The sequence below is a fragment of the Ensifer adhaerens genome (genome assembly GCF_013283195.1).
GTDB classification, from domain to species: Bacteria; Pseudomonadota; Alphaproteobacteria; order Rhizobiales; family Rhizobiaceae; genus Ensifer; species Ensifer adhaerens_G.
Map to the genome: position 1 here is coordinate 2,330,905 of NZ_JABEKT010000001.1, position 24,773 is coordinate 2,355,677.

At 59.7% G+C, this 24,773-nt stretch carries 28 protein-coding genes and 3 tRNA genes; 14 read left to right on the forward strand and 17 right to left on the reverse strand.

Annotation, left to right across the window (positions count from 1 at the left end; translation table 11 throughout):
• Positions 1-10: 10 nt before the first annotated feature.
• Together LPJGGPFB_RS11090 and LPJGGPFB_RS11095 are read right to left on the reverse strand one after the other, a co-directional pair.
• Entirely contained in the window at positions 11-760 is a 750-nt protein-coding gene (locus tag LPJGGPFB_RS11090) for an alanyl-tRNA editing protein (protein ID WP_173419957.1), read from the reverse strand.
• 8 nt (positions 761-768) lie between these two features.
• Complete coding sequence (locus tag LPJGGPFB_RS11095; RefSeq protein WP_173419958.1) at positions 769-1,809, reverse strand: cysteine synthase A; 1,041 nt, start codon at positions 1,807-1,809, stop codon at positions 769-771.
• Between the two features lie 324 nt (positions 1,810-2,133).
• On the opposite strand from LPJGGPFB_RS11095, the gene LPJGGPFB_RS11100 reads away from it, so the two are divergent.
• Positions 2,134-2,976 carry an SDR family NAD(P)-dependent oxidoreductase gene (locus LPJGGPFB_RS11100; RefSeq protein ID WP_173421014.1) on the forward strand — a complete coding sequence of 281 codons (843 nt, stop codon included), beginning with the start codon at positions 2,134-2,136 and terminating at the stop codon, positions 2,974-2,976.
• On the opposite strand, the gene LPJGGPFB_RS11105 is transcribed toward LPJGGPFB_RS11100, so the two are convergent.
• From LPJGGPFB_RS11105 to LPJGGPFB_RS11125, 5 genes are all read right to left on the reverse strand, one after another.
• Positions 2,964-3,290 (reverse strand): SMR family transporter, encoded by a 327-nt coding sequence (locus tag LPJGGPFB_RS11105; protein ID WP_173419959.1) that lies wholly within the window; start codon positions 3,288-3,290, stop codon positions 2,964-2,966. The genes LPJGGPFB_RS11100 and LPJGGPFB_RS11105 overlap by 13 nt on opposite strands.
• The gene (locus tag LPJGGPFB_RS11110) at positions 3,277-3,648 is read right to left on the reverse strand and encodes an SMR family transporter (RefSeq protein ID WP_173419960.1); all 372 of its coding nucleotides are present in this window, start codon (positions 3,646-3,648) and stop codon (positions 3,277-3,279) included. The genes LPJGGPFB_RS11105 and LPJGGPFB_RS11110 overlap by 14 nt, the downstream gene beginning before the upstream one ends.
• Positions 3,649-3,729: 81 nt before the next feature.
• Positions 3,730-4,983 (reverse strand): SAM-dependent methyltransferase, encoded by a 1,254-nt coding sequence (locus LPJGGPFB_RS11115; protein ID WP_173419961.1) that lies wholly within the window; start codon positions 4,981-4,983, stop codon positions 3,730-3,732.
• 105 nt (positions 4,984-5,088) lie between these two features.
• Positions 5,089-6,537 (reverse strand): cryptochrome/photolyase family protein, encoded by a 1,449-nt coding sequence (locus tag LPJGGPFB_RS11120; protein WP_173419962.1) that lies wholly within the window; start codon positions 6,535-6,537, stop codon positions 5,089-5,091.
• Positions 6,538-6,756: 219 nt separating this feature from the next.
• Positions 6,757-6,831, reverse strand: a tRNA-Asn gene (locus LPJGGPFB_RS11125).
• Positions 6,832-7,003: 172 nt separating this feature from the next.
• On the opposite strand from LPJGGPFB_RS11125, the gene LPJGGPFB_RS11130 reads away from it, so the two are divergent.
• From LPJGGPFB_RS11130 to LPJGGPFB_RS11140, 3 genes are all read left to right on the forward strand, one after another.
• Complete coding sequence (locus LPJGGPFB_RS11130; protein ID WP_427857905.1) at positions 7,004-7,300, forward strand: hypothetical protein; 297 nt, start codon at positions 7,004-7,006, stop codon at positions 7,298-7,300.
• 302 nt (positions 7,301-7,602) lie between these two features.
• The gene (locus LPJGGPFB_RS11135) at positions 7,603-8,304 is read left to right on the forward strand and encodes a thermonuclease family protein (protein WP_173419964.1); all 702 of its coding nucleotides are present in this window, start codon (positions 7,603-7,605) and stop codon (positions 8,302-8,304) included.
• A gap of 468 nt (positions 8,305-8,772) precedes the next feature.
• Positions 8,773-8,846, forward strand: a tRNA-Cys gene (locus LPJGGPFB_RS11140).
• A gap of 889 nt (positions 8,847-9,735) precedes the next feature.
• Here LPJGGPFB_RS11140 and LPJGGPFB_RS11145 read toward each other — a convergent pair.
• Both LPJGGPFB_RS11145 and LPJGGPFB_RS11150 read right to left on the reverse strand, forming a co-directional pair.
• Positions 9,736-10,167, reverse strand: a complete 432-nt coding sequence (locus tag LPJGGPFB_RS11145; protein WP_173419965.1) for a GFA family protein — start codon at positions 10,165-10,167, stop codon at positions 9,736-9,738.
• A 485-nt stretch (positions 10,168-10,652) separates the two neighbouring features.
• A complete protein-coding gene (locus LPJGGPFB_RS11150; protein WP_173419966.1) occupies positions 10,653-10,799 on the reverse strand; it encodes a hypothetical protein in 147 nt (48 codons plus the stop codon).
• Positions 10,800-11,423: 624 nt separating this feature from the next.
• Here LPJGGPFB_RS11150 and LPJGGPFB_RS11155 point away from each other — a divergent pair.
• Positions 11,424-11,756: a hypothetical protein gene (locus tag LPJGGPFB_RS11155; protein WP_173419967.1), complete on the forward strand. Its 333-nt coding sequence runs from the start codon at positions 11,424-11,426 to the stop codon at positions 11,754-11,756.
• Positions 11,757-11,875: 119 nt separating this feature from the next.
• On the opposite strand, the gene lexA is transcribed toward LPJGGPFB_RS11155, so the two are convergent.
• Positions 11,876-12,595 carry a transcriptional repressor LexA gene (lexA, locus tag LPJGGPFB_RS11160; protein WP_173419968.1) on the reverse strand — a complete coding sequence of 240 codons (720 nt, stop codon included), beginning with the start codon at positions 12,593-12,595 and terminating at the stop codon, positions 11,876-11,878.
• A gap of 180 nt (positions 12,596-12,775) precedes the next feature.
• Here lexA and LPJGGPFB_RS11165 point away from each other — a divergent pair, with 180 nt between their 5' ends.
• The gene (locus tag LPJGGPFB_RS11165) at positions 12,776-13,015 is read left to right on the forward strand and encodes a hypothetical protein (protein ID WP_173419969.1); all 240 of its coding nucleotides are present in this window, start codon (positions 12,776-12,778) and stop codon (positions 13,013-13,015) included.
• 48 nt (positions 13,016-13,063) lie between these two features.
• On the opposite strand, the gene LPJGGPFB_RS11170 is transcribed toward LPJGGPFB_RS11165, so the two are convergent.
• The 5 genes from LPJGGPFB_RS11170 to LPJGGPFB_RS11190 form a co-directional block, all read right to left on the reverse strand.
• A complete protein-coding gene (locus LPJGGPFB_RS11170; RefSeq protein ID WP_173419970.1) occupies positions 13,064-13,351 on the reverse strand; it encodes a hypothetical protein in 288 nt (95 codons plus the stop codon).
• Between the two features lie 474 nt (positions 13,352-13,825).
• Entirely contained in the window at positions 13,826-13,969 is a 144-nt protein-coding gene (locus LPJGGPFB_RS11175; RefSeq protein ID WP_173419971.1) for a hypothetical protein, read from the reverse strand.
• A 179-nt stretch (positions 13,970-14,148) separates the two neighbouring features.
• Entirely contained in the window at positions 14,149-14,436 is a 288-nt protein-coding gene (locus tag LPJGGPFB_RS11180) for a DUF4242 domain-containing protein (protein WP_173419972.1), read from the reverse strand.
• 315 nt (positions 14,437-14,751) lie between these two features.
• Positions 14,752-14,916 (reverse strand): hypothetical protein, encoded by a 165-nt coding sequence (locus LPJGGPFB_RS11185; RefSeq protein ID WP_173419973.1) that lies wholly within the window; start codon positions 14,914-14,916, stop codon positions 14,752-14,754.
• Positions 14,917-15,142: 226 nt separating this feature from the next.
• Positions 15,143-15,232, reverse strand: a tRNA-Ser gene (locus LPJGGPFB_RS11190).
• Positions 15,233-15,509: 277 nt separating this feature from the next.
• Between LPJGGPFB_RS11190 and LPJGGPFB_RS11195 the strand changes: the two genes are divergently transcribed.
• The 4 genes from LPJGGPFB_RS11195 to LPJGGPFB_RS11210 all read left to right on the forward strand — a co-directional run bounded on the left by LPJGGPFB_RS11195 (position 15,510) and on the right by LPJGGPFB_RS11210 (position 19,551).
• Positions 15,510-16,541, forward strand: a complete 1,032-nt coding sequence (locus tag LPJGGPFB_RS11195; protein ID WP_173419974.1) for a septal ring lytic transglycosylase RlpA family protein — start codon at positions 15,510-15,512, stop codon at positions 16,539-16,541.
• 60 nt (positions 16,542-16,601) lie between these two features.
• Positions 16,602-17,762: a D-alanyl-D-alanine carboxypeptidase family protein gene (locus tag LPJGGPFB_RS11200; RefSeq protein WP_173419975.1), complete on the forward strand. Its 1,161-nt coding sequence runs from the start codon at positions 16,602-16,604 to the stop codon at positions 17,760-17,762.
• An 80-nt stretch (positions 17,763-17,842) separates the two neighbouring features.
• Positions 17,843-18,523, forward strand: coding sequence for a dTMP kinase (gene tmk, locus LPJGGPFB_RS11205; protein ID WP_327795890.1), 681 nt, complete (start codon positions 17,843-17,845; stop codon positions 18,521-18,523).
• Positions 18,520-19,551, forward strand: a complete 1,032-nt coding sequence (locus LPJGGPFB_RS11210; RefSeq protein WP_173419976.1) for a DNA polymerase III subunit delta' — start codon at positions 18,520-18,522, stop codon at positions 19,549-19,551. The genes tmk and LPJGGPFB_RS11210 overlap by 4 nt, the downstream gene beginning before the upstream one ends.
• On the opposite strand, the gene LPJGGPFB_RS11215 is transcribed toward LPJGGPFB_RS11210, so the two are convergent.
• The gene (locus tag LPJGGPFB_RS11215; protein WP_173419977.1) at positions 19,546-19,851 is read right to left on the reverse strand and encodes a pyrophosphohydrolase domain-containing protein; all 306 of its coding nucleotides are present in this window, start codon (positions 19,849-19,851) and stop codon (positions 19,546-19,548) included. The genes LPJGGPFB_RS11210 and LPJGGPFB_RS11215 overlap by 6 nt on opposite strands.
• A gap of 179 nt (positions 19,852-20,030) precedes the next feature.
• Here LPJGGPFB_RS11215 and metG point away from each other — a divergent pair, with 179 nt between their 5' ends.
• Genes metG through LPJGGPFB_RS11230 form a run of 3 tightly spaced genes read left to right on the forward strand, consistent with a single transcriptional unit; the run spans position 20,031 to position 23,214 of the window.
• Positions 20,031-21,584, forward strand: a complete 1,554-nt coding sequence (gene metG, locus LPJGGPFB_RS11220) for a methionine--tRNA ligase (protein WP_173419978.1) — start codon at positions 20,031-20,033, stop codon at positions 21,582-21,584.
• A gap of 12 nt (positions 21,585-21,596) precedes the next feature.
• Positions 21,597-22,376 (forward strand): TatD family hydrolase, encoded by a 780-nt coding sequence (locus LPJGGPFB_RS11225; protein WP_173419979.1) that lies wholly within the window; start codon positions 21,597-21,599, stop codon positions 22,374-22,376.
• A 1-nt stretch (position 22,377) separates the two neighbouring features.
• Positions 22,378-23,214 (forward strand): MBL fold metallo-hydrolase, encoded by an 837-nt coding sequence (locus tag LPJGGPFB_RS11230; RefSeq protein ID WP_173419980.1) that lies wholly within the window; start codon positions 22,378-22,380, stop codon positions 23,212-23,214.
• Positions 23,215-23,248: 34 nt separating this feature from the next.
• Here LPJGGPFB_RS11230 and LPJGGPFB_RS11235 read toward each other — a convergent pair whose 3' ends face one another.
• The gene (locus tag LPJGGPFB_RS11235; RefSeq protein ID WP_173421016.1) at positions 23,249-24,196 is read right to left on the reverse strand and encodes a phosphoribosylaminoimidazolesuccinocarboxamide synthase; all 948 of its coding nucleotides are present in this window, start codon (positions 24,194-24,196) and stop codon (positions 23,249-23,251) included.
• A 200-nt stretch (positions 24,197-24,396) separates the two neighbouring features.
• On the opposite strand from LPJGGPFB_RS11235, the gene LPJGGPFB_RS11240 reads away from it, so the two are divergent.
• Positions 24,397-24,612 (forward strand): hypothetical protein, encoded by a 216-nt coding sequence (locus LPJGGPFB_RS11240; RefSeq protein ID WP_173419981.1) that lies wholly within the window; start codon positions 24,397-24,399, stop codon positions 24,610-24,612.
• The last annotated feature ends 161 nt before the right edge of the window (positions 24,613-24,773 follow it).

Here is a 24,773-nt window from a genome sequence, read left to right on the forward strand (position 1 = left end):
TATCTCCTGTTCAGATTGCCTGGCGGTCGTCTGGTGTGCCGAATCGGATGCGAAAGCGGCGGTTTTCCTTGCCCTTCTTCTCGATCTTGGCGATGTGGATTGTGCCAACTTCCTGGGTTTCGGACACATGCGTTCCGCCGCAGGGCTGGCTGTCGACCGCCGAATTTGCGCCGATGCAGACAAGACTGACGCGGCCGAGGCCGATGGGCGGGCGCACGTTCTTCGATTTGACGATACCGGGGTTGGAAGCAAGCTCCTCGTCGGTGATCCACTGCAGATAGACCGGATGGTTCTCGTCTATGAGCTTCTTCAGCGCCGCCGTCACCTCGTCCTTGTCGATTGTTTCGCTCATGTCGAAATCGACGCGGCTCTCATCTTCGCCGACCGCAGCGCCGGTGATCGGGAAGGGGCAGACGACGGAAAGCAGATGGCAGGCCGTGTGCATGCGCATCAGCCGGTAACGGCGTGGCCAGTCGATATGCAGGACGAGCTTTTCGCCGACAACAGGCGCCGGCTGCCCTTCCGCCGGCATGTGGATGATGACGTCCTTGGTGGCGCCATGGCGGGCGACCGCAATGTCGATGCGGCTGCCGTCGCTGCGCTCCAGAAAACCGCTATCGCCCGGCTGCCCACCCGATGTGGCGTAAAAGCAGGTCTGATCAAGCTCGATCCCGCCATCCTCCAGAATTCCGGTGACACTTGCTTCGCAAGTCGAGAGATAGAAATCTTCGCGGAAGAGGGCAGTCACGGTCTTGGTCATCGCAAATCTTATCCGACTGATTCGTATGGAACGGTGATGCTTGAAGATCCCTTCAACCAGGCCGGGACAGGCAGGCCCTTCGAGGCCAGGAAGTCCGGGTTGAAGAGTTTCGATTGATAGCGGTTACCATAGTCGCAAAGGATCGTCACGATCGTATGTCCCGGACCGAGCTCCTTGGCGAGCCGGACGGCACCGGCAATGTTGATGCCGGTCGATCCCCCGACGCAGATGCCCTCGCGTTCAATGAGGTCGAAGACCAGAGGCACGGCTTCGGAATCGGGGATCTGATAGGAGAAATCGGGCGTAAAGCCTTCGAGATTGGCGGTAATGCGGCCCTGGCCGATACCTTCGGTGATGGAGCTTCCGCTCGCCTTCAACTCGCCATGTGCGTAGTAATTGTAGAGCGCGGCACCATCCGGATCGGCAAGGCCGATCTTGATGGCGGGGTTTTTCGCCCGCAGCCCCTGCGCCACGCCGGCAAGCGTGCCGCCGGAACCGACCGCGCAGATGAAGCCGTCGACCTTGCCGTCCGTATCCCGCCAGATTTCGGGTGCAGTCGTCGTGATGTGCGCGTCACGGTTGGCGACATTGTCGAACTGGTTGGCCCAGATCGCGCCGTTCGGCTCGGTCTTGGCGAGCTCGGCGGCGAGGCGCCCGGAGATCTTCACGTAATTGTTCGGGTTCTTGTAGGGCACTGCCGGCACTTCGACGAGTTCGGCACCAAGAAGGCGCAGGGCATCCTTCTTCTCCTGGCTCTGGGTTTCCGGAATGACGATGACGGTCCGGTAGCCAAGCGCCTGGGCGACGAGCGCCAGGCCGATGCCGGTATTGCCAGCTGTGCCTTCGACGATGACGCCGCCCGGCTTCAATTGCCCTGCCTTCTCCGCCTCACGGATGATCCAGAGTGCAGCGCGATCCTTCACCGACTGTCCCGGGTTGAGAAACTCCGCCTTGCCGAGGATGGTGCAGCCGGTCGCGTCGGAAACGGTCTTCAGCCGGATCAGGGGCGTGTTGCCGATTGCTTCAAGGACGGACGGAAGAATGGCCATTTGCAGAACCTCGTGCTTGAGAACGGCCGCCGAAGCGGGCCGCGTTACCGAAGAAAAACGCCGAGTGGCCGGCGAACATTGAGAACGACGCCGGATCGCCGAAATATTGGCGTGTTTTCGGCTCAGCCTGCTTCCCAGGCAAGAAATAGCGTTTCACCGCTGCCCTGTCCCGAACAAAAAACGTCTTCAAGGGGAAAGCTTAGGGTTGAGGCAGCTCTGGGTGCGCGCCGGATATCGGAGGGGGTTGGTCTGGGCCGGGGTGTCAGGTTTCTCGGCCCCTTGAGTTGAGCGTGCACCGGGTGGGTGCGTGCCGAGGTATGGGCAATGAGTATGCACAAGATGAATTCCGAGCATGGGTTGGCCTGGGTAACGGGCGCGAGTTCGGGAATAGGCCGGGCGCTGGCTCTGCGTCTGGTTCGCGGCGGCTATTCGGTGGTCGTCACGTCAAGAAATCACGCCAAACTGGTTGCCTTGCAACAGGAGGCTGCTCCTGACGGTCGCATCATCGTTCTCGACGGCGATGTCACCGACCCGCAGGACATGGAGCGTGTGCTCGCATCGATCGAATACGACCACGGCGATCTGTCGCTGGCTGTATTTACTGCGGATGTGACGCTGCCCGTGCGAGGTGACGACCTGCATCGTGAGGCATTCGAGCGTAGCTTCGCGGTCAACGTCAACGGTGTCGTCAACTGTCTGTTGCCGGCCGTGGCCCACATGAAGGCGAGGGGGCATGGCCAAATCGCCATCATGTCGGGAGCGGCCGGTTACGGCGGCCTGCCGGGCAACGCCGCCTATGGTGCGACGAAGGCGGCTCTCATCAACATGGCGGAGAGCCTGAAGTTGGACCTGGACCGGATCGGTATTCGCCTGCAAGTCATCAGCCTGGGGCTTGTCGAGGCGAGCGGATCGACCCGTCCTTGGCTTGCAGCCTCCGACTTGGCCAGCGCTGACGAGGCCGCCGAGCATATCGTTGCAGGCTTGAAGTCGACACATTTCGAAATCAACGTGTCGAAACGCGCGAACGCCGTGGCAAGACTGTCACGATGGCTGCCCTACAGTGCATACTTCGCGCTGGTCGACCGGTTGACTCGCCAAGGTTCGGCGCCGGCGGTGGCGACAACGAAACACGCCAGTACCGAGAATCAGCCGCATCAGGCCGTGTGAAGCACCAGCACTGCGCCGAAGATGAGCGCGAGGCCGACCCAGCCGATCGGCTTGAGCTTCTGGCCGAAAAGCAGGCGACCGCAAATGGCTGTGCCGAAAATCCCGGTTGCGCCGAGAACGGCATAGGCAATCGCAAGCTCCATGCCCTTGACGGCTTCCGCAAGGAAGGCAAAGGCGGCAAGCACGAGAACGATGGAAAGTGCTCCCCAGCCTCGGCGCGCAAAGCCATCGGATTTAGTCGAGGCCAGATTGGCGGCGATGTCGAGAATGCCCGCGATGACGGCAAAGATGAAGTAGATGCTAGGCGCGCTCATCGAGGGCTCCTTCGGTGGCCGGTACTTCCTCTTCTCGGTGTTCGCCGGCGTTGACGAGCAGGATGCCGGCGACCGCCATCGAAAGGCCAAGCATTTCCCGGCCGGTCAGAACGTGGCCGAATACGAACACCGAAACGAGCGTGATGATCGCGACACCTGATCCCTCCCAGATGGCATAGGCGACACCGACGGAGATGGTCTTCACGGCCTTCGCCAGGAAGACGTAGGAAAGCGCGATGGAGACGTACATCACCACGTGGCCGACGTAGGAGCCACTGGCCGATGCGGCCTTCATCGCCGTCAGGCCCGCCACTTCGGTTGCGATGGCGAGCGCCAGGAAAAACCATGCAAGACGCATGAGGAACCTTCAAGAAGAGATCTGGATCGGTTGCCTCATAGGCGTTGTCGCGCGAACGGTAAAGCCTGCAGGTGGACCGGTTTACTCGAAGACGATCTGCCGGACATCGATGTTTCGCGCGCGGAAGCCCGCTTCGCAGTAGTAGAAGTAGAATTCCCACAGCCGCTTGAAGCGCAGATCGAAGCCCAGCGGCTCGATCTTGCCCCAGACAGACCAGAAGCGTTGCCGCCATTCACTGAGCGTGCGGGCATAGTCGCTACCGAACCCGAAATCGTTGATCATGCGCAGGCCGACATTGCGCCCGAGGTCGACCAGATGGTCGCGTGTCGGTAGCATCCCCCCTGGGAACACGTATTTCTGAATGAAGTCCGGATTGGATCGGTATTCCTCATAGGCTTCGGGCTTGATCGTGATGATCTGGAGTCCCGCTTTGCCGCCAGGTTTCAGGCACCGCTTCAGTTGAGAAAAATAGGTCGACCAGAATTTTTCGCCGACGGCCTCGAACATCTCGATCGACACGATCCGGTCATATCGTCCGGTTTCCTCCCGATAGTCCTGGAACTTCAGCTCGACCCGATCGGCAATTCCGGCCTTGTGCATGCGCTCGCGGGCAAAGGCGAGCTGTTCGCGGCTGATGGTCAGGCCGGTGACCTTGCAGCCGATCTCGGTTGCGGCAAATTCTGCAAAACCGCCCCAGCCGCACCCGATCTCGAGCACGTGGTCGCCCGGGCGCAGATTTGTGGCTTCGGCCAAGGCTCGGTACTTGGCGGCCTGAGCGGCCTGCAGATCGTTTGCGCCACCGGCGTAAAGCGCCGAAGAATAGGTCATGCTCGGGTCGAGCCATTCACGGTAGAAGGCGTTGCCGAGGTCGTAATGGGCGGAGATGTTGCGCTCGGCACCCGTCTTGGTGTTGGCATTGCGCCAATGGAGGAACTTTTCGACCAGCCGCATCAGGCCGCGCGCGCGATTCGGGAAGCGGTTGCCGATATCGGCATTGACAAGGAATAGCTCGAGAAAGGCGCCGACATCTGGGCTGTCCCAGTCACCGTCGATATAGCTTTCCGCAGCGCCGATCGTGCCGCCGGTAATGGCCCGGTGCGGGAGGTTCCAATTGTGCAGGGTCACAGTGGCGCATGGCCCCGGCACCTTTCCCTTGACCACCAGTCGGCGGCCATTGGGCAGAGCGAGTGCCAGTGCGCCCGCCTCAAGGTGAACGAGGCCGCGAAGGACCATCTGGGCCTTGAGCGGAAAGTCCTTCAGCACCCGTGAGAGATTGTCATTCGAAAGCAGCTCGGCGTTGTCGAAATCGGCAAAGCAGGCTTCAGTATCATGCATAAACCACCCTCCGGCAATCGTTGCATCCGTAAGGTGAGCCTAGCGACAATCCTGTCAGAGGCCAACTACGGATTTGTACCGGCGGTGGTGCAGTTGTAGCGATTTTTAACTGGCGTTTCTGATTTCCTGAAACGCGGCCAGCGCGCGGTCGCGCGCAAAGGCATGATCGATGACAGGGGCAGGGTAGGTCAGCCCCAGCGTAATGCCGGCAGCAGCAAGTGCGGGTTGGGGCGCCGAGAACGGGCGATGAATGTAGCGTGCGTCGAGATCGGCCAGTTCGGGAACGAAGCGCTTCACATAGTCCCCGTTCGGATCGAATTTCTCCCCCTGAAGCACGGGATTGAAGATACGGAAGAATGGCGAAGCGTCGGCGCCGGAGCCGGCCACCCACTGCCAGCTGGCGGCGTTCGAAGCTGGGTCAGCATCCACCAGCGTGTCCCGAAACCACGCCTCTCCGCGGCGCCAGTCGATCAGCAGGTCCTTGATCAGGAAGGAGGCGGCGATCATCCTGACGCGATTGTGCATATAGCCGTGGCGCCAGAGTTGCCGCATGCCGGCGTCGACGATCGGGTAGCCTGTGTGGCCCATTGTCCAGCGCTCGAAGTGGTCGTCGTTGTCGAGCCAGCGAAAACCGTCAAAGCGACGATCGAGATTCCGACGCCCCAGGTCGGGATTGTGAAACAGGAGATTGTAGGAAAATTCGCGCCACGCGAGTTCCTTGCGGAATGTGACGATATCGTCGACCGGAGTCTCCGTCAGGCCGCGCGTGGCGTGCCAGATCTGCGTCGGCGAGATCTCGCCGAAGGCAAGGTGCGGCGAGAGCAGGGATGTGCCCGCATCGGCCGGGACATCTCTGGCGGTCTTGTAGCCGTCGAGCGTGTCTTCGATGAATGTCTGCAAGCGGTCCGCCGCCCCGACCTCACCCGGTGTCCAGATTTCGGTGAAGCGCGATGCCCAGTTCGGTTGCGTCGGCAGCAGGTTCCACCGATCAGGGTCTTCGGACGCAGGCCAGCGCTCAGGCGCGACAAGTCTTTCGGGCGGATCGATCGGTGCCGGCGGCTCGCCGCTTGCTTCGAGCGCGCGCCAGAATGGCGTAAACACGCGATAGGGGCCACCGGTCTTGTTGAACAGGCGGGTTGGTTCGTGAAGCAACTGGCCGGCAAAGCTGTTGACGGTAAAGCCGCGATCCACGAGCGCCTTCTTCAACGGCGCATCCGTCGCCGTTCCGTTCGGATCATAGCGCCGATTCCAGAAGATGGTGGCGCTGCCGGCTTCTCGCGAAATATCGGCGATGACATCGAGCGGATCGCCGGAGCGAAAAACAAGATCCGATCCGATCCGTTGCAGCGATTCCCGAAACGCCGACAGTGAGTAATGCAGCCACCATCGCTGCGCATCGCCGAGCGGCCCGTTGCCGCTGTCGGCCGGCTCACGAATGTAGAGAGGAATCACCGCTGCGCCATCGGCCGCAGCGGCTGCAAGCGCATGGTGGTCGCCAAGCCTGAGGTCTTTGCGAAACCAGACTAGAATGGGCGACGACGATTTCAAGCGCATGACATCCCGGGGTGAGGGTAAGGTGGTTTACTCGCCACCATAGCCGCAAAATGAAAAAGAGCCACTCCGGCGCCTGTGGTCCGAAAAGTAGCCAAAATGTAACCAAAGAAGCGAGGTGGGAGGGCGAACGGCAAAGGGCGGTGCACCCATATGTCTGGAGAAGCCTCTGATATCCCTAAATGAAAAGGGCCGCTCCTTTCGGAACGACCCTTTAGAAACTGGCTCCCCGGGCCGGATTCGAACCGGCGACCTGTCGATTAACAGTCGAATGCTCTACCGCTGAGCTACCAGGGATCATCTGCAGTTTTTTCTGCAGAAGTTCTGCGCGGTTTGTGTCCTGCAGAAGTGAGGCTGCTAATACAAATGCTTTTCCGATTTGCCAAGCGGTTTTTTCAAAAAAAGTGAGAAGATTTGTTGCGAGCCTGTGGAGAAGTCCCCAATTGTGGGAAACGCAGGCGGATAGGGAATGATGAATAAAAACAGAAAACAGACGCATTTCGGCATCGACCCCCACACCCGGCAGATCGTGCTGGGCAAATGGCGCCTGGCGCTTCCGGAATCACCGTTGCTGCGCATGCTTGTCGGCGGCTTGCTGATTTTCGGCGGGTTTCTCGGCTTCCTGCCGGTGCTCGGCTTCTGGATGGTGCCCCTGGGGTTGCTCATCCTCTCGCACGACATTCCCGCGGTTCGCCGTCGCCGTCGCCGGTTCGCCGTCTGGTGGGCACGCCGCCGCGGCCGTGCGGGCTCTTCAAGGGAGTCGTGAGCCTTCGAGGCTACCGCTGAAAGTTCGAGCCAGTGCAAAAATCCTGCATGACCGATTCCTAGGGCTTTGGCGGCAGGTGAGATATCTGGTCGACTGATTCTGAAAATCTTCCGCCAGCAATGTCTGCCTCTGTCCGAACTGGGCGCGGTATCCGGTTGCGGCGAGCGGGACAGGCGAGGTCGCGCATGCCGCCGATGAATCCCAGGCCCATTGCTGGTGAACCTCCGCAATCAAGTGGCCGCTGAAAACCATTCGGCAACGGATCGCCAGCATAATGCCGGCCGGATCAAGGATGAGGCGGAATGGGTAAAGCCACAACAAGCCGTGGGCGTCGCCGCGGCAGCCGGACAAAGAAGCAGGGCGGCATGCTGCCGTGGTATCTCGCCGCTGTGCTGACGGTCGGTGGCGTGGTTGCCTACGATCACCGCGGAGAGTTGCGCGACCTGCCGGCCATTTCGGATATGTTCGCATCGGCCCCCAAGGCCACATCGACATCCAGGGCCGAGGATCGGCCGAAGGTGGCAGTGCGTGCGGCCGTACCGCCCGCTGCAAACAGGACGAAGGCCGTTGATGGTCCAATCCCCGCGGTCAACGTCGGATTGGCCGCGCCGACCGCGGTCGAACGGCCTGTGGTGCAGCCGGCCGCGCTCCAGCCTCAGGCGAATCAGTTTTATTTCTGCGGTATCCGCAACGACAACTGCGTCATCGACGGCGCGACTTTCCGTTATCACGGCGAACTGGTCCGGGTCGCCGATATCGACGCGCCGAGAACCAAGCAGGCAGCCTGCGATGGCGAACGCGCGCGCGGCTTCTACGCCAAGCAGAGATTGCGCGAACTGTTGAACGCCGGAGATTTCAAGCTGATCGAAGCGATCGGCAGGGATGACGACAAGGCCAGCGAGAAGCTGCGCGTCGTGATGCGCGACGGCCGTTCGCTCGGAAACATTCTCGTCTCGGAAGGGCTTGTGCGGCCATGGAAGGGACGATCGACGCCTTGGTGCTAGGCGGATGGAAAAATCCGCGGATATGACCGCGGCGTGGGTCGGCACCAGGTTTCAAGCCGGCGGTGACCCAATCGACTCAACACGTCGGGCGAGCGGGGTATCGCCGTCATCGCGCGATGGTCGCCAAAGGTGGGCAATTCTTCCTGTCGAGTAATTGCCTCTGAGACGTCATTTCCTTCTATGTGAGCGCCGCGTGGCGCTTGATGCAGGCTCATCGATCCCAAGCGTCTAAAAGTCGGTCGACCGCTCATCCGCCGCCTTGTTTCGCTAATGTGGGGTGAGGCTCGTTTGTTCTATGCGTTGCTCCTCAAAGAGAGGGCAGCGCAGGGGCATGCAGCATCCATCCACAGAACGGAATGGAAACACTCGTTCAAAATGAAAAAAGGAACGCATTCAGAATGAACCCTCTTGCACTCTTTCTATATTCATTCTAAACGCTCGCCACGACTTGATAATCTAAGTCGGTGAGGCCTCGTGGCGGAGTGGTGACGCAGAGGACTGCAAATCCTTGTACCCCGGTTCAATTCCGGGCGAGGCCTCCAAAATTCCACATAACGAATTGATTTCGCGACGAAATTCGTCGTCACGGGATGCCAAGCTTTCCACATTGGCATGGCGATTCCTTGCCGTTTTCCCCTTCTGTATCTTCCTCCGCAGCCAACTGAAGATCACCGATTCCGTCGCATTTGATCCGGGCCACGCTCTTCCGTGCCTAGCCTCCAGGACCTTTGACCACGAAAGCACTTAAGCCAGCAACACTTGATGATCGTCGTCTATGCAGTAGGGGGCGTGGTTACGTCTCGTTTTGGTAGGGCTCGGTCAGTGTCGCTTCATGCAGAGACTGGCTGAACGGAAAACCTATCAGCGCCGCACTGGCCATGCGATCGGCGACTATACATTCACAAAAGAAGCCGGGAGTTCCGAGCCTCTCGCAGTATGCCCGCGGGCTGTCGAGCAGATGGACCCCGCTATCAGAGCCGCGAATTAGGATTGCGGTGGAGCCGTTCTTGTTTGCGCCCATTGGCGGAATCACGGCAAGTCCCGGCTCTGCCCACCATAATACGGGGGCTAAGAGAAGGATTATAAGCGTGGCCCAGCGCGCTAAAGTAATCACGGTTGCTCCAGGTCGTTGCTCGCCTGGGTTTAATCATTCGGAGTAACGACATCAATGTGTACGCGCGGAAGTAGTTAATTTCGCATACTTCAAGTCGGCGTAGAGCAATCTCGCCGGCCTCATAAGCTGGAGTGTGTCGCAACCCACGCTTTCTTGGGCGTTGGGAGAATGTCAACGTACCGAAGCCTCGGCACTGATTTCTCGGCTTCGCCAACCGTCGCCTGTCAGGGCGGACGGCAGCAGTGGTGCCGCGACGGTGCCGTTATCATCTAGCGCATACTTGCCGCATGGTTCCGCTGCTGCCTTGAACGCGTCAGTCATTCCGCCGGAATGAATTTCAGCGTTCCCGCGAGCCTTGGTCCGCTCAAATCCTTGGTGTCCAGTGGGTGATTGATGCCGTCGTTGACAGGCAGTTCTACGAAATCGAACGGGCTGACGCCCTGGAGGCATGCGGCGTTGACGCCGTAGAAGTCCGGGTTCGCGCGCGGTTTGTGGAACGTATAGATCCCGCATTTCGAGCAGAAGTAATGTTCTGCGGCCTTTGTGTTGAACTGGTATTTGGTGAGAGCCTCGCCTCCGGAAAGAACCGTGATCCCGTCCTTGGCAGCGGAGACGGCAACCGCACCCTTCAGCTGACAATAGGAGCAGGTGCAGCGGCGAGCGGTATGAAGACCGTTTTTCAGTTTTACATTGAAACGAACCGTTCCGCAGTGGCAGGCTCCGTCGAGGTCCTGAACGTCGAGATTCATGCAACCATCCATCTGATTTTGAAGCACATTTGCACGTCTTCAATATGGGGCGGATTGCGCATGCTCAAGCGTATTCGTACGCTGAGGCATTCTTGAGGATGATCTTGCCATCCGGGTGGCTCTGCGCGTCGGCCACCTCGGCCAGGCGCGTCGCGCGTCGCAAGGTCTGTGAAGCCCGCGAGCTTCCACACCACATGCCACCGTCCCATCGGCGCGACGGTCGACGACTTGCGGTGGAGGCTATCTGCGAAGAGAAAGCGCTTGATTGAGCATCGGGCGCCCACTCCACGCTGAGGGTGGGCCCAATGCATGGCTTGGGCAATCATGCCGTGGGGCTCTAGGGGCTCAAATTGCCGGTGCAGCAAATTTCAGCCGTTGCTAGCCCCACCTGAGCAACCAGGGATCTGGAGGTGCCGACAACGCGACGCGCTGCCGCCGATCAGAAACAGCCGCTCGTTGCCGCGTTGGGAAAATGTGCGGCCTGCTCAATTCTCCTGAACGGAAACGCCGCCCTCGCCAATCTTGATCTCGACACCGGCAGGTTTCGTTTCCTCACGATAAGCATAGACGCCGAGACCGATGACGGCGACAGCGAGCACGGCGATGACGAGATAGAGGCTATTACGGTTCATTCAGCAGTTCCTCACTTGATTACGCGAATGGGTAACTAGGCTGCCATCGTCGAAAGGCAACGGTGCGATCGTCGGGTGCGTTGGGCTCAAGGGATCCATGGTTCGGAGGAAGATCAGATTCGGTTTCCGTGCGTAGGCAGCGTATCCCTTTTCCCTCGCACCCTTTGTGCCTGACGCGCTGACCCGCGCCCTCGGTGGGCGAGTGACAATCGCCGCAAGTGCGATGCATGATTGAGCCACCGACTCATTCTACTTTGCTCCTCATGCCGCGACGTCACTCATCTGTGGGCTATCGCCTTTGCAGGCATGCCCGGCTTCGCGGGCTGCCAAGATTCGGGGCACACCTGGCGCAGCAGTGGCGATGTCAGCCTGTTCCTTCTTCTCCGCCGATGACAGTTATTCTTCATGGGCGATCCGACGTGCGCGCGTGCGCTTCACGCGTTTGCGCCGCGAATAGGCATGCGCGGATCTGGCTTGCCGGCGACCTGCCCCGAAATGGTGATTCTGCCCGTATTGTCAGTGCAAAGATTATTGTCTCTAGACGACATCAGGAATGAATATTCCAGCGATGCGACCCGTATAGGTAGCGTCAAACAAAACCGACAATGGAGGAAATGACATAAAATGAAATGTAAGATCGCCCTGACTGCTCTTGCCATATTTGCCGCAACGACGGCCACCGCAAGCGCTGAGGATCTCGTCTTTCAGCTGAAGAACAAGACGAAAGCCGTTCTGACGAACTTCTATACCTCGCCGGTTGGCGTCGATCAGTGGGAAGACGATGTCTTCGGGCGGCAGGTGCTTAATCCGGGCGAGAGCATGGAAATTACCATCGCCGACGGACGCGATGTCTGCAAATACGACATGCGCTTCGAATTCGAGGAAGGCTCCGGTCTCGACACGACCGAAGACATGCAGGACCTCTGTGAGTTGGGCGAGTACTCCATTCACGAATGAAAATTGTCGAGCGCGTAAAACGCTCAACCTGACCACTTCCGTCTCGCTACCTCTTGGGTGGCGAGACGTTCAAGCACAAGAAGGCCTGTCCAGCAGAAAGACAGCCATCATCATCTGGCTTAGTGATAGCGACGGATCAAGCCAACGAGCTTGCCCTGTATCTTGACGCGGTCCGGGCCGAAGATGCGCGTCTCGTAGGCCGGATTGGCCGCCTCGAGTGCAATCGATGCGCCTTTGCGCCGGAAGCGCTTCAACGTCGCTTCCTCGTCATCGACAAGTGCGACGATGATGTCGCCGGGGTTTGCCGTCGTGGCATTGCGGATGATCACCGTGTCGCCGTCGAAGATGCCGGCCTCGATCATCGAATCACCCTTCACTTCAAGGGCGTAGTGCTCGCCGCTGCCGATCATATCGAGCGGCACGGTAATATCGTGCGTGTTGTTCTGTATTGCCGAGATCGGTACGCCGGCGGCAATGCGGCCCATGACCGGAACCGAGACGGAGCTGTTGTCTGCCACCGGCGGCGCTTTTGCGGTAACCGGGGCAGGGGCGGGAGGTTTGCCGAGACTTCCCTCGATGACGCTTGGTGAAAACCCGCGACGCGGCTGAGCGCTTCCCGCGTAAGCTTCCGGCAGCTTGATGACCTCAAGCGCCCGGGCGCGGTTGGGAAGGCGTCGAATGAAACCGCGTTCCTCGAGCGCCGTAATCAGCCGGTGAATGCCCGACTTCGATGCCAGGTCGAGTGCATCCTTCATCTCGTCGAAGGACGGCGGAACACCGGACTCCTTCATGCGTTCGTGGATGAAAAGAAGCAATTCCTGTTGCTTGCGGGTCAGCATGGCAAGTCGCTCCAGAGGCGTGAAACAAATCAAGAACAGACACTATCTGTTCCATATGTGTTCCGCAAGTGCCTAAAATTCCGTGAATGTTGTATCAATCGTGCGCCTATCCGCTGCCTCGATGCTGGGTATGCCATGCGGAGCTGCCATGCCTCGCGCTTTTCACCGAATGAGGATGCAATGAAAACGCTGATTCGGATCCTGTCGACGATCGTTATCGCAGCGACCGCCGTCCTCGGGTTTCGCTGGTATCAATATGTCGACAACAGGCAGAGCCCGTTCGATGAAGTCGGCATCGCATTGAATGCGATGATGCCGGGGCGGGTCCGCCAGTGGGGTTGTGACCGGTTAAAGTTCACCTTTGGCAAAGGATTGCCACCACGAGGGTGTGCCACGAGCGATGGTAAAGAATGGAAGTAGCGCCGAGATAAGCGGTTGGGACAGCGGGCATGTCGAGGAGAGGGCGTTTCAAGCCGGCTGCGTTGCCGAACAGGCGTCCTCGAACTCCTTCACGGTCTCGGCAGAGTTGTCCTCCGGCAGCACGGCATCTGCCGCGTCGGTCGCCACCGGCGTGTCGCCTTGGTAGACGAATGACTGGATATAATAGGCGATCGAGCCTTTCCAGACATTCCGACCGTCGATCTGCTGGCAGGGGATGGCCGATTCGAAGTCCGTTTGCAGGTCGTCGACCGTGGCCGCGCTAAGGGCGATGTGGGGCGATGCGATAATCGAGGCGATAAGCAAGGCTGCAAGCACGATGGACGTCCGCTAGGTCAGAAGTGGTGCCGATAGATTGGTTAACGATGTGAACCGTGCTTTCGTTCCGGAGTCCAGCAAGCAGGCCGCGTACCCATGCCGTGTTCAACAGTTCTTTGCGAAAGGCGACGATCGCTCTTCAAGCTGTGGCAGCGAAGACACGAAGATTGTTTGGAAGAGCGAGTGTTTCGGGGCGTTTGTTGCTTCTCCGGCATTGGCCCCGAGCGGCATGGCTGGCGGCAGATCGGCCTTGGGGGTCGCGACGGGAGACGACTGGCAAGCGCCGCCGGCAGTGTTTCCTGTGTCTGCGGGAAGGTTCACGCGCCGGTCGGGTGTGCTGCGGAGCCGGCATCATTGCTGGTTTCTTGTCGCGGGACCAGTCGCCCTTGATGTGCGGAGACGTGCACATCCGGTCCGACTGGCCACTGATAAACCCTAAAGGCGTATTTGATTTTCGAGGTTGGAGCGGCTGCCTTACTTTTTGTCTTTCTTGCCCAAAGAGAAGCTGCTGCCTGCAAGCTTCACCTGGGAGCCTTCTGGCGTAACGGCGGCTTTGACGGCCTTGTCCTTCTTGGGCTTTCTAACCTCGCGGTTGCTTCGCACTTGACCTTTTGCCATGTTCGTCTCCTTGGAAAGGCGTGCCGGGGAGCCCATGTGGGCGCCGAATGACCGGCGGACTAGCGTGCATTGATACGGCCGGAAGTCAATGACGGCGCTCGGTGTGCATTGGTTCGGGCGGGCGCCATGGCCTGAAATGAGGTCAATGTTCCGCTGGCGTGATTATAACACCGACTCGGTTATTTGCCGCGCCCCTGAGAGGCTGTCGTGGGCCCAATCACGGCGGCGACCTCGGTGATCTTGTTGGCCGGAAATCCGCCTCGTTCGGCATGTTCGCGAATAACGTCGGCGCTTGGCGCCTCGTGGACGCAGTAGATCTTGTCGCCGGCGACATAGCTGGTGATCCATGTGTAGGGGACGCCGAGATCTGCAACGACTGCGTTGGATTTCGCCGATAGCGCGCAGAGGTCGTCCTGACTAAGCTTGTCGGCTCCGGGTACTTCGCGCTCTATGATGAAGGTGGGCATCGCTCAGTTCCTCAACTGTTGGATGACCACATATGAAGGCGCCCGAATGAAGCGGGAGTCAACGTTTTCGGTTGCCATAAGCTGTTTCACGGCGAATTCGCCGAATGTATCCCGATCCGGTCGAAGGCCGCGTTCCGGCCAGATTTGAAGCAAGCCGCATCAAACGGCCAGAGGATTCAGAACCCTCGTCCTATCGAGATTGCTGTGGTGCCGGATCGTGTTCGATAGCCCCAGCGCGACGCTTTCGCACCTTGGCCCAATAATTGGCGGTCGCACGGACGAGCTGTCGCTCTCCGTGGCAAAAAAGACAGCGCCTCAGTAGCTGAGGCGGAAGCCGCCGGGGCTGGCTGCCGATGGATCTGGTTCCGGCGAAGGCCCTTGCCATTGGGCGTAGGTCGTGTTGGCGTCGCCAGTGCTTGCGCAGCCCGACAGCGTCAGAACAGCAAAAAAAGCGGCTGTCGTCAGATATTTAAGAGGCATGGTTTTCTCCAGTTGTGGGAGATTGCCCAGGCCTCGAAGGGCCGGAATCAGACTTTCACCCAATTCCTCCGGGATGGCAAGCGGACCTGACGCCCGCCTTCCAAATGCATGCCTGAATACCGGCGCGACGGCAGCATGTGCGCGCCAAAGGGGCAATCGGAAACCGCTCGAACACTCGCGGTTTCGATCGAGCTCGACGTCGAATGGCAAGAAATGAGACAGTGGATGGCGGAGGAGGTGGGATTCGAACCCACGGTACGCTTTCACGCACGCCGGTTTTCAAGACCGGTGCCTTAAACCGCTCGGCCACTCCTCCGGGCAGGGCGTTATTGCGCGAAGGCTTGTCACTTTGCAAGATTTAACATGCGTCGGCGGCAAGATTTTCTGAACGCGTCAGCTTGTCCATCTGCCTTGGTAACCATTCGTAAACCATAACCGGAGATTTCGGGCGCTCGGCTGTCCGCCGGTTCGCATTTTTGCCTTGTTGCTGTCATGATTAATCGACTGTTCCGTTTCGGGACGCCGAGATTTCTGCTTGGGGGCAAGAGTGGAAGGTTTCGAGTACGGCTTGTTCGAATGATGTTGTGGGACAGATGACATCCAGTAAAAATGCGGCATATCTGATCAAGGGACTGCGCCTTGCGGCGGTTCCCGTGCTTTGCGCAACGCTTGCGGCGTGCGGATCGACGTCCAGTATCAAGAAGAGCAAGCCGAGGAGCAAAGAATACTTTGCTGAGTCGGTTTATGGCGTGAAGGCGAGCCCCCGTGTCGCCACCGGCAAGAACATCCCGAAGGGCGGTGGCCGGTTCCAGGTCGGGAAAGCTTATCAGGTCAAGGGCAAGTGGTATCAGCCGAAGGAAGATTTCGGCTACAACAAGACAGGTGTCGCGTCCTGGTATGGTTCGGCTTTCCATGGACGCCTGACCGCCAATGGCGAGGTCTACGACAAGCTCCATCTTTCGGCGGCCCATCCGACATTCCCGTTGCCGAGCTATGCGCGCGTCACCAACACCGAAAACGGCACCTCCGTCATCGTTCGGGTGAATGATCGCGGCCCCTATGAATATGGCCGGATTATCGACGTATCCTCGAAGACGGCGGATCTGCTCGACATCAAGCAGAAGGGCAGCGCCAAGGTTCGGGTGCAATATGTCGGTCGCGCACCGCTCGAAGGCAATGACATGCCCTACCTCATGGCGTCCTACGTCAAGAAGGGCGACCGGAGCCCGGGCGTCATGCCGGAAGGGCAGATCGCCACAGGCGTGATGGTTGCCTCGAATGAGCCCATGCGCAATCAGCTCGGCACGCTGACCATTCCGTCCAAATCGTCTCTTGATGAAAGCAGCCCGGTGACAGCCCTTGCGGCACCCGTTCCGCAGTTTTCCGCACCGCAGTCGCTGGAAGAATTCGTGATGCTGCCGGAGATCGGGCCGATCCCGCGCGAGCGGCCGGAATACATTCCGATGCCGGACGGCAATATGGCCTATGCGGCTGCATATGTGGAAGTGCGGGTGAGCGATGCCAAGTCGCCGTTTGAAGCGATCATGGTCGAGACCAATCCGCTTACGCCCGAATCCATCGTTGCCCATGCCAAGCGTGAAGGCAGAACCGGCTCGATCCGGTAGATCGGGACGTTGTGCCATTCTGACGACGCTGCTATGCCCAATGGGAAACCGGAGTTTCCCATGCGCTTGAAGATGCTTTCGGTCGTGTTTGGTTGCGCGGCGTTGCTTGCGGGCGCTGCTGCGGCTCAGACGCCACCGGTGGCGTTTGACACCAAGGCCAAACAGATCCTGTTGGTGGACGCCGAAACCGGCACCGTCCTGTTCTCCCGCGCCGAGAACGACCCCGTTCCACCCGCCTCGCTTGCGAAGTTGATGACGATGGAAGTCGTCGCCGAGGCGATCGCCAAGGGTGAACTGTCGGCCGAAACTGTCTTCGAGGTTTCGGAACACGCCTGGCGCACCGGCGGCGCACCGTCCGGCACTTCGACGATGTTCGCGGCGTTGAAGTCACGCATCCGCGTGGCCGATCTGCTGCAAGGGGTGGCCGTTCAGCTTGCCAATGATGCCTGTATCATCCTTGGCGAGGGGATGGCCGGCAGTGAGGCTGCCTTTGCCGAAAAGATGACGGCCCGTGCCCGCGTGCTCGGTATGCCGATCGCCACCTTCCGCAATGCAACCGGTCTACCGGATCCGCAGAACCAGATCACCATGAGCGAACTGGTGGCTTTGACCCGTCATCTGCACGAGGCGCACCCCGATCTCTATCGGCTCTACGCGCAGCCTGAGTTCGAGTGGAACAAGATCCTTCAACGCAACAAGAACCCGTTGATTGCGGCCAATGTCGGGGTCGACGGGGTGGCGACGGGGTTTGCGGAAGGCTACGGCTTTTCGCTGGCGGCCTCGATGCAGCGCGGCGATCGCCGTGTCTACCTCGCGATGGGCGGCCTTGAGACCGATAAGGAACGCACCGAGGAAAGCCGAAAGGTGCTCGATTGGGCAATGACGGCATTTGAAAAGCGGCGGATCTTTGCCGATGGCGAAGCGATCGGTGAAGCCAGCATCTACGGTGGTGCTGCCCCGCATGTGGCGCTTGTCGCCGGCGGGCCGGTCGACGTGCTGTTGCCGGTCAACAACCCGGAACGCCTGACGGCCCGCGTCGTCTACAAGTGGCCGCTGCGCGCTCCCGTCGAAGCGGGGGCCGAAGTCGGCGTCGTGCGACTTTGGAACGGCGAAAAGCTGTTGCGCGAGGTGCCCGTCAAGACCGCCGAGGCTGTTGGCCAGGGCACCTTGGCAAGCCGCGCTCTCGACGCACTCCAGGAACTGCTCTTCTTCTGGCTGTAACAAAACCGATCCCAGTGGTTTCATCGTTTGGGCCAATCGGCTAAACAGGGCAAAATTGCATGCCGATATAGGAAAGCACCGTGCCGCTGGCAAAAGGTCTGTTTGTAACATTCGAGGGCGGGGAAGGGGCTGGCAAGTCGACCCAATTGCGCCTGCTCGCCGAATCGCTACGTTCGCTGGGCCATGAAGTGCTGACGACGCGCGAGCCGGGCGGATCTGTCGGGGCCGAGGCGGTGCGCCACGTGTTGCTTTCGGGGGCTGCCGAAGCCTTTGGCGTGCGGATGGAGGCCATCCTGTTTGCTGCGGCGCGCAGCGATCATGTCGAAGAGGTCATCCGCCCCGCGCTTTCCAGGGGAACGATCGTGCTTTGCGACCGCTTCATGGATTCGTCGCGCGTCTACCAGGGCATCACCGGCAATCTGGAGCCGGCCTTTGTCGAGACGCTTGAGCGGGTAGCGATCAACGGTGTCGTGCCTGATCGAACGGTTATCTTTGATCTGCCGGCGACTATCGGTCTCGACCGTGCCCAGCGCCGCGCCGGCGATGACAGCCCGGATCGGTTTGAGAAGGAAAAGCTGGAGACGCACGAAAAGCGCCGCGAGGCTTTCCTCGATATAGCAAAGGCCGATCCGGACAGATGCCGCATCATCGACGCCACTCAATCCGCCGAGGCGATTGCCGCCGAGGTGCTTGGTCTCCTTGAAAACCTGCTCGCAGACGCCGACATGTCCGAGCCTACATCCACAGGGTCCGCACCATGACGACGGAGACGCCCGGTGTGCTCGAAGGGGCGATTGCCCCGGTCCAGAACGACCGGCTGTTTGGCCATGAGCAGGCGGAAGCGTTTCTGGCGCAGAGCTACCGATCGGGCAAGGGGCACCATGCCATCCTGATCGAAGGACCGGAGGGGATCGGTAAGGCAACGCTTGCGTTTCGCTTCGCCAGCCATATCCTCAATCACCCGGATCCGCCGACCGCGCCTGAAAGTCTTGGGGATCCCGACCCCGCTTCGATCGTCGGCCGGCAGCTGGCCTCGGGCGCATCGCATAATCTCCTCCATCTGACACGGCCGGTCGACGAGAAGACGGGTAGGGTGAAGGGCGCGATCACGGTTGACGAAGTGCGAAGGGCTGGCAAGTTCTTCGCTCAGACATCGGGCACCGGCAATTGGCGCATCGTCATCATAGACCCGGCCGATGATCTAAACCGCAACGCCGCCAACGCCATTCTGAAAATTCTCGAAGAGCCGCCGCGTCGGTCGTTGTTCCTGGTGCTGACGCATGCGCCAGGTAAGCTGCTGCCGACGATCCGTTCGCGTTGCCTGCCGCTACGGCTGAAACCGCTGGAGCCGCCGGCGCTGCGCCAGGCGCTCGACCATCTTGGCTTTGATCTCCAGAGCGAGAATGCCGACCGCATTCTGGCCTCGGCCAACGGCAGCGTTGCGGAGGCGCTGAAGCTGATCAACTACGGTGGCCTTGAGATCGCCGCGACCTTTGAGGGGATCCTCCAAGGGCAGGGGCCGGCAATTCGCAAGGACATGCACAAGCTTGCCGACGTTCTCTCGGCAAAGGACAGCGAAACGATTTTCGACTTCTTCACATCGCTGCTGACCGGGCGGCTCATGCGCGAGGCCCGCGATGCGGCCGTTGCCGGCGATATCATGCGCGCCGAACGCTTCGCCCGGCTTTCGGCCACGACCGGTGAACGTCTCACCGTCAGCGACGCCTATAATCTCGATCGCAAGCAGACCATTCTTTCGTTGCTGGATGACGTCAAGGCAGCATTATAGCTCGATCTCAAACTTCCACTTTCGTTTGATTGCCGCGACGAGATCGAGATCGTGATGATGGGCGAAAAGCAGCACGTGACCCAGCAGATCTGCAGCTTCGTCGGCCATGTCTGCCTGCAAATCGTCCTCTGATTTACCATGCCGTCTGCCGCGGCCGGTGCGCTTGTTCCAGGCCTGGGTCAGTTCGCCGATTTCTTCCTGCATCTTCAGGATAAACCAGTCGATATCCCGCTCGATGCCGTTGTCCTCGGCGTAGCGGGCAGACGCTGCTTCAAATTGACGTTCAAGACGGCGCAGCATGGCGATTCCTTTATGTTTGTTTCTGTTTTGTTCTATTGTTTCGTTCGCGTCGGCACAAGCAGGCGTGGCGTCCGGCCATTGCTTTCCATGCGGGCTTTTCTCCCATCTCCCGGTTCCTTCCTTGCGGCGTATGCGCTAAGAGCGTCGGTAGCTTCATCCGAGATAGATTGAATCCGCCTATGAGAGACACGTCCCCCTTTTACATCACCACTGCGATTTCCTACCCGAACGGCAAGCCGCATATCGGCCACGCCTATGAGTTGATCGCCACGGATGCAATGGCGCGCTATCAGCGCCTGGACGGACGGGATGTCTTCTTTCTGACGGGCACGGACGAACACGGTCAGAAGATGCAGCAGACGGCGCGCCGCGAAGGGGTGACGCCACAGGAGCTTGCCGATCGGAACTCCTCGGAATTCCAGAAGATGGCGGTGCTCCTCAACGCATCGAATGACGATTTCATCCGCACTACCGAGAAGCGCCACCACGAGGCGTCGCAGGACATATGGGTCCGGATGGGGGAGGCGGGCGACCTCTACAAGGATTCCTATGCCGGCTGGTACTCGGTGCGTGACGAAGCCTACTACCAGGAAAACGAGACGGAGTTGCGCGCCGATGGCGTGCGCTATGGTCCGCAGGGCACGCCGGTCGAATGGGTCGAGGAGCAGAGCTATTTCTTCAAGCTGTCGGAATACCAGGACAAGCTGCTGAAGCTCTATGAAGAGAACCCGGATTTCATCGGTCCGGCCGAGCGCCGCAACGAGGTGATCTCCTTCGTGAAATCAGGACTCAAGGATCTGTCGGTTTCGCGCACCACCTTCGATTGGGGCATCAAGGTGCCGAACGATCCCAGCCACGTCATGTATGTCTGGGTCGACGCACTGACCAACTACATCACCGCGACCGGCTATCTCGACAACCCGCAGGGACCACGTGCGAAATTCTGGCCCGCGAACATTCATATCATCGGCAAGGACATCATCCGCTTCCACGCGGTCTATTGGCCCGCATTCCTGATGTCGGCCGGCCTGCCGCTGCCCAAGCGCGTTTTCGCGCACGGCTTCCTGCTCAACAAGGGCGAGAAGATGTCGAAGTCGCTCGGCAACGTCGTCGATCCCTTCAACCTCGTCGAGCATTTCGGCCTCGACCAGATCCGCTACTTCTTCCTGCGCGAGGTTTCCTTCGGCCAGGACGGAAGCTACAGCGAGGAGGGGATCGCCACCCGCATCAACTCCGACCTTGCCAATGGCATCGGCAACCTGGCGAGCCGTTCGCTGTCGATGATCGTCAAGAACTGCGATGGCCAGATTCCGGTCTGCGGTGCGTTGACCGACGAAGACAAGGCGATGTTGGCGGCCGCCGACGCTCTGCTCGAGATTACCCGTGACGAAATGGGCAAGCAGATGATCCACCGCGCGCTTGCGGCAATCATTGCCGTGGTTTCGGAGACCGATCGTTACTTCGCCGGCCAGGAACCCTGGGCGTTGAAGAAGACCGATCCGGCGCGGATGGCAACCGTGCTCTATGTCACCGCAGAGGTTGTGCGCCAGATCGCCATCCTCCTGCAGCCGTTCATGCCGGAATCCTCCGGGAAGCTGCTCGATCTCGTGGCGGCCCCGGCCGACAAGCGCGATTTTGCGGCATTGGGCGAGGCGGGCCGCCTCGTCTCCGGCACGCCGCTCGAAGCGCCGAAGCCGGTCTTCCCGCGTTACGTCGCGCCGGAAGCGCAATAAGGCACGATCGGCATGCTCATCGATACCCATTGCCATCTGGATTTCCCCGACTTCGAGGCCGAGCGCGACGCCATCATCGAGCGCGCGCGCGCGGCCGGCGTCGGCCAGATGATCACGATCTCCACCCGCGTGAAGCGCTTCGATACGATCCTTGCGATCGCCGAAGCCTATCCGAACGTCTTCTGTTCCGTCGGCACGCACCCGCACAATGCTGATGAGGAGCTCGATATTACCGCGGACGATCTCGTCCGGCTTTCGGCGCATCCGAAAGTGGTGGCGATCGGCGAGGCGGGTCTCGACTACTTCTACGACAACGCGCCGCGCGATGCGCAAGTCGAAGGTCTGCGCCGGCACATAGCGGCGGCACGCGAAACCGGGCTGCCGCTCGTTATCCACAGCCGCTCGGCAGACGACGATATGGCGGCGATCCTGACCGAGGAGACGGAGAAGGGCGCATTCCCCTTCCTTCTGCACTGCTTCTCCTCCGGGCCGGAGCTGGCGCGCATCGGCGTCGAGCTCGGCGGCTATGTCTCGTTCTCTGGTATCCTGACGTTTCCGAAATCGGAGGAGTTGCGCGAGATTGCCAAGACGGTTCCGCATGACAGGATGATCGTCGAAACCGACGCGCCTTACCTTGCGCCTAAGCCGTTTCGCGGCAAGCGCAACGAGCCGGCTTATGTGGCGCACACCGCCGAGGTGCTGGCCGATACGATCGGCGTGTCAAAGGACGAAGTTGCGGCGCTCACGACCGAAAACGCATTCCGCATCTTCTCCAAGATGCCGAGGCTCTAAGGTGGCATTCAGGCGCGCCTTCACCATTCTCGGCTGCGGTTCTTCGCCCGGCGTGCCGCGCATCACCGGTGACTGGGGTGCCTGCGATCCCGGCAATCCGAAGAACCGTCGCATGCGAGCCGCTTTGCTGGTCGAACAGATCGCGCCGGATGGTGGCAAGACGACCGTGGTCGTAGACACCGGTCCTGATTTTCGAGCCCAGATGGTTGCGACCAACATCCGCCACATCGACGCTGTGCTCTACACGCATTCGCATGCGGATCATCTGCACGGGATCGATGACTTGCGCGGTTTTGTCATTGAAAACAAGAAGCGCATACCGATCTGGGCCGATGCCTTTACGATGGGCCGGATCCGCGAAGGGTTTCATTATTGCCTGGAATCGCCGCCTGGAAGCGGCTACCCGCCGATCGTAGACGGCCACATTATCGCTGACGATCTGTCGCCGGTTGTCATCAGCGGAGCCGGCGGACCGATCGCCTTTCAGCCGCTGATGCAGTTTCACGGCAATACTCATTCGCTCGGATTTCGTGTCGGCGATTTTGCCTATTGCAGCGACGTCAGCGACTTTCCGCCGGAAACGGTCGGCCGGCTGGGCGACCTGGACCTTCTGGTGCTCGATACGCTGCAGTACAAGTTTCACCCGAGCCACCTGTCGCTGGTGCAGTCGCTCGGCTGGATCGAGCGGCTTCGCCCGAAGCGCGCCGTGCTGACGCATATGCATGTGCCGCTCGATTACGACACCGTCCAGGGCGAAACTCCTGACCATGTGGAGCCGGCATATGACTTGATGCGGCTCGAGTTTGAGGTTGACGTCACGGTACTCGGCGACGCCTGAATTTCGCTGTGTTCGAAATTTCTAATATATAGACTTACTTCGAAAAATAGGGCGCCAGGTTCTTGCGAATGCGCTCCAGTACCGTGCCGCCCGATAGGTTCGGAACGAACGTCCGTCCGGTGATCTTCTCGTAGGCTTCGATGTAGACGGCGGATGTCTGCTCGACGAGTTCCTGAGGGATTGCCGGAACGGGATCCTTGTAGGGGTCGCAGCGCTCGGTCACCCAGGCGCGTACGAAATCCTTGTCGAAGCTCTTCGGCCGTTCGCCGGCTTCAAAGCTCTGCTGATAGCTGTCGGCGATCCAGTACCGGCTACTGTCGGGCGTATGGATCTCGTCGGCGAGGATGATGGTGCCATCCTTGTCGGTGCCGAATTCATACTTTGTGTCGACCAGGATGAGGCCGCGCTCGGCGGCACGCGCCTGGCCGCGGGCAAATAGCGACAGCGCGTAGCTCCATACGGTATCGAGTTGCTCTCTCGTCAGCAGGCCTTGCTCGAGAATCTCGTCTGTGGAAAGCGGCTCATCATGGCCGCCGTCGAAAGCCTTGCTGGTCGGCGTTATGATCGCCTGCGGAAGTTTCTGATTGTCGCGCAGACCGTCAGGCAGACGGATACCGTACATGTCACGTTCGCCGTTGCGGTACTTCGTCAGAATGGAGGTGCTGGTGGTTCCGGCGAGATAGCCGCGCACGACGATTTCGACCGGCAGGATATCGAGCCGCTTGCCGATGACGACATTCGGGTCAGGATAACTGATCACATGGTTCGGGCAGATGTCGGCCGTTTCTTCGAACCAGTAGCGTGCTGTCTGCGTGAGCACATGGCCCTTGTGCGGAATGGACGTCAGGATGATGTCGAAGGCGCTGAGCCGGTCTGTTGCGATGATGATGCGCTCGCCACCGGGAAGATCATAGTTTTCACGCACCTTGCCATTGTAGCGGTTTGGCAGTTCCGGAATGAAAGCATCTGAAAGAACGCGCAATTCGCTCATCGCATAGGGCCTTGCAAAACGAGGTTTCGTGATGAACGACTAATCAGTCGGCAACGGTTGGGTCAAGCCAAGAGTGGGTGCAATATGCCCGAAAACCAGCATTCTGGTTCATCGCTATGTTCCATAATCTATCTTATCTGATATTTGTATGTAGCCGCAAAGTTAGAATGTCCTGATCCTGCAAAGTTGGAATGTCACTCTCCACGGGGCTGAACGATGCCTGGGAGATTGCGGATCGGCATACGATCAAGCTCGGCGGCATCTGCCGAAGCACCGCCCAAGACCTCGGCCGCGTCATGGCCGGCGGGACGCAATCCGGCAGAGACGATCACCCTAAAACGATGTTCGGCGGATCACGCGCCCATCGCTACCATCGATCAGGATCTCGTAACGAGCGCCAGCTCTGACAAATCTATATGTGTAGACCTGATTTTGGCAGCTTACAGTTTCGACCTCTCGAAGACCCAGGTCCTCAAGATAACGCTTGCCGTCATCGCAGGAAACAGGCTGCGTCCCCGCTAGATAGCTTCCCACCCTAAGCTCGATATCGGCCGTGTCGTGAGTTTGG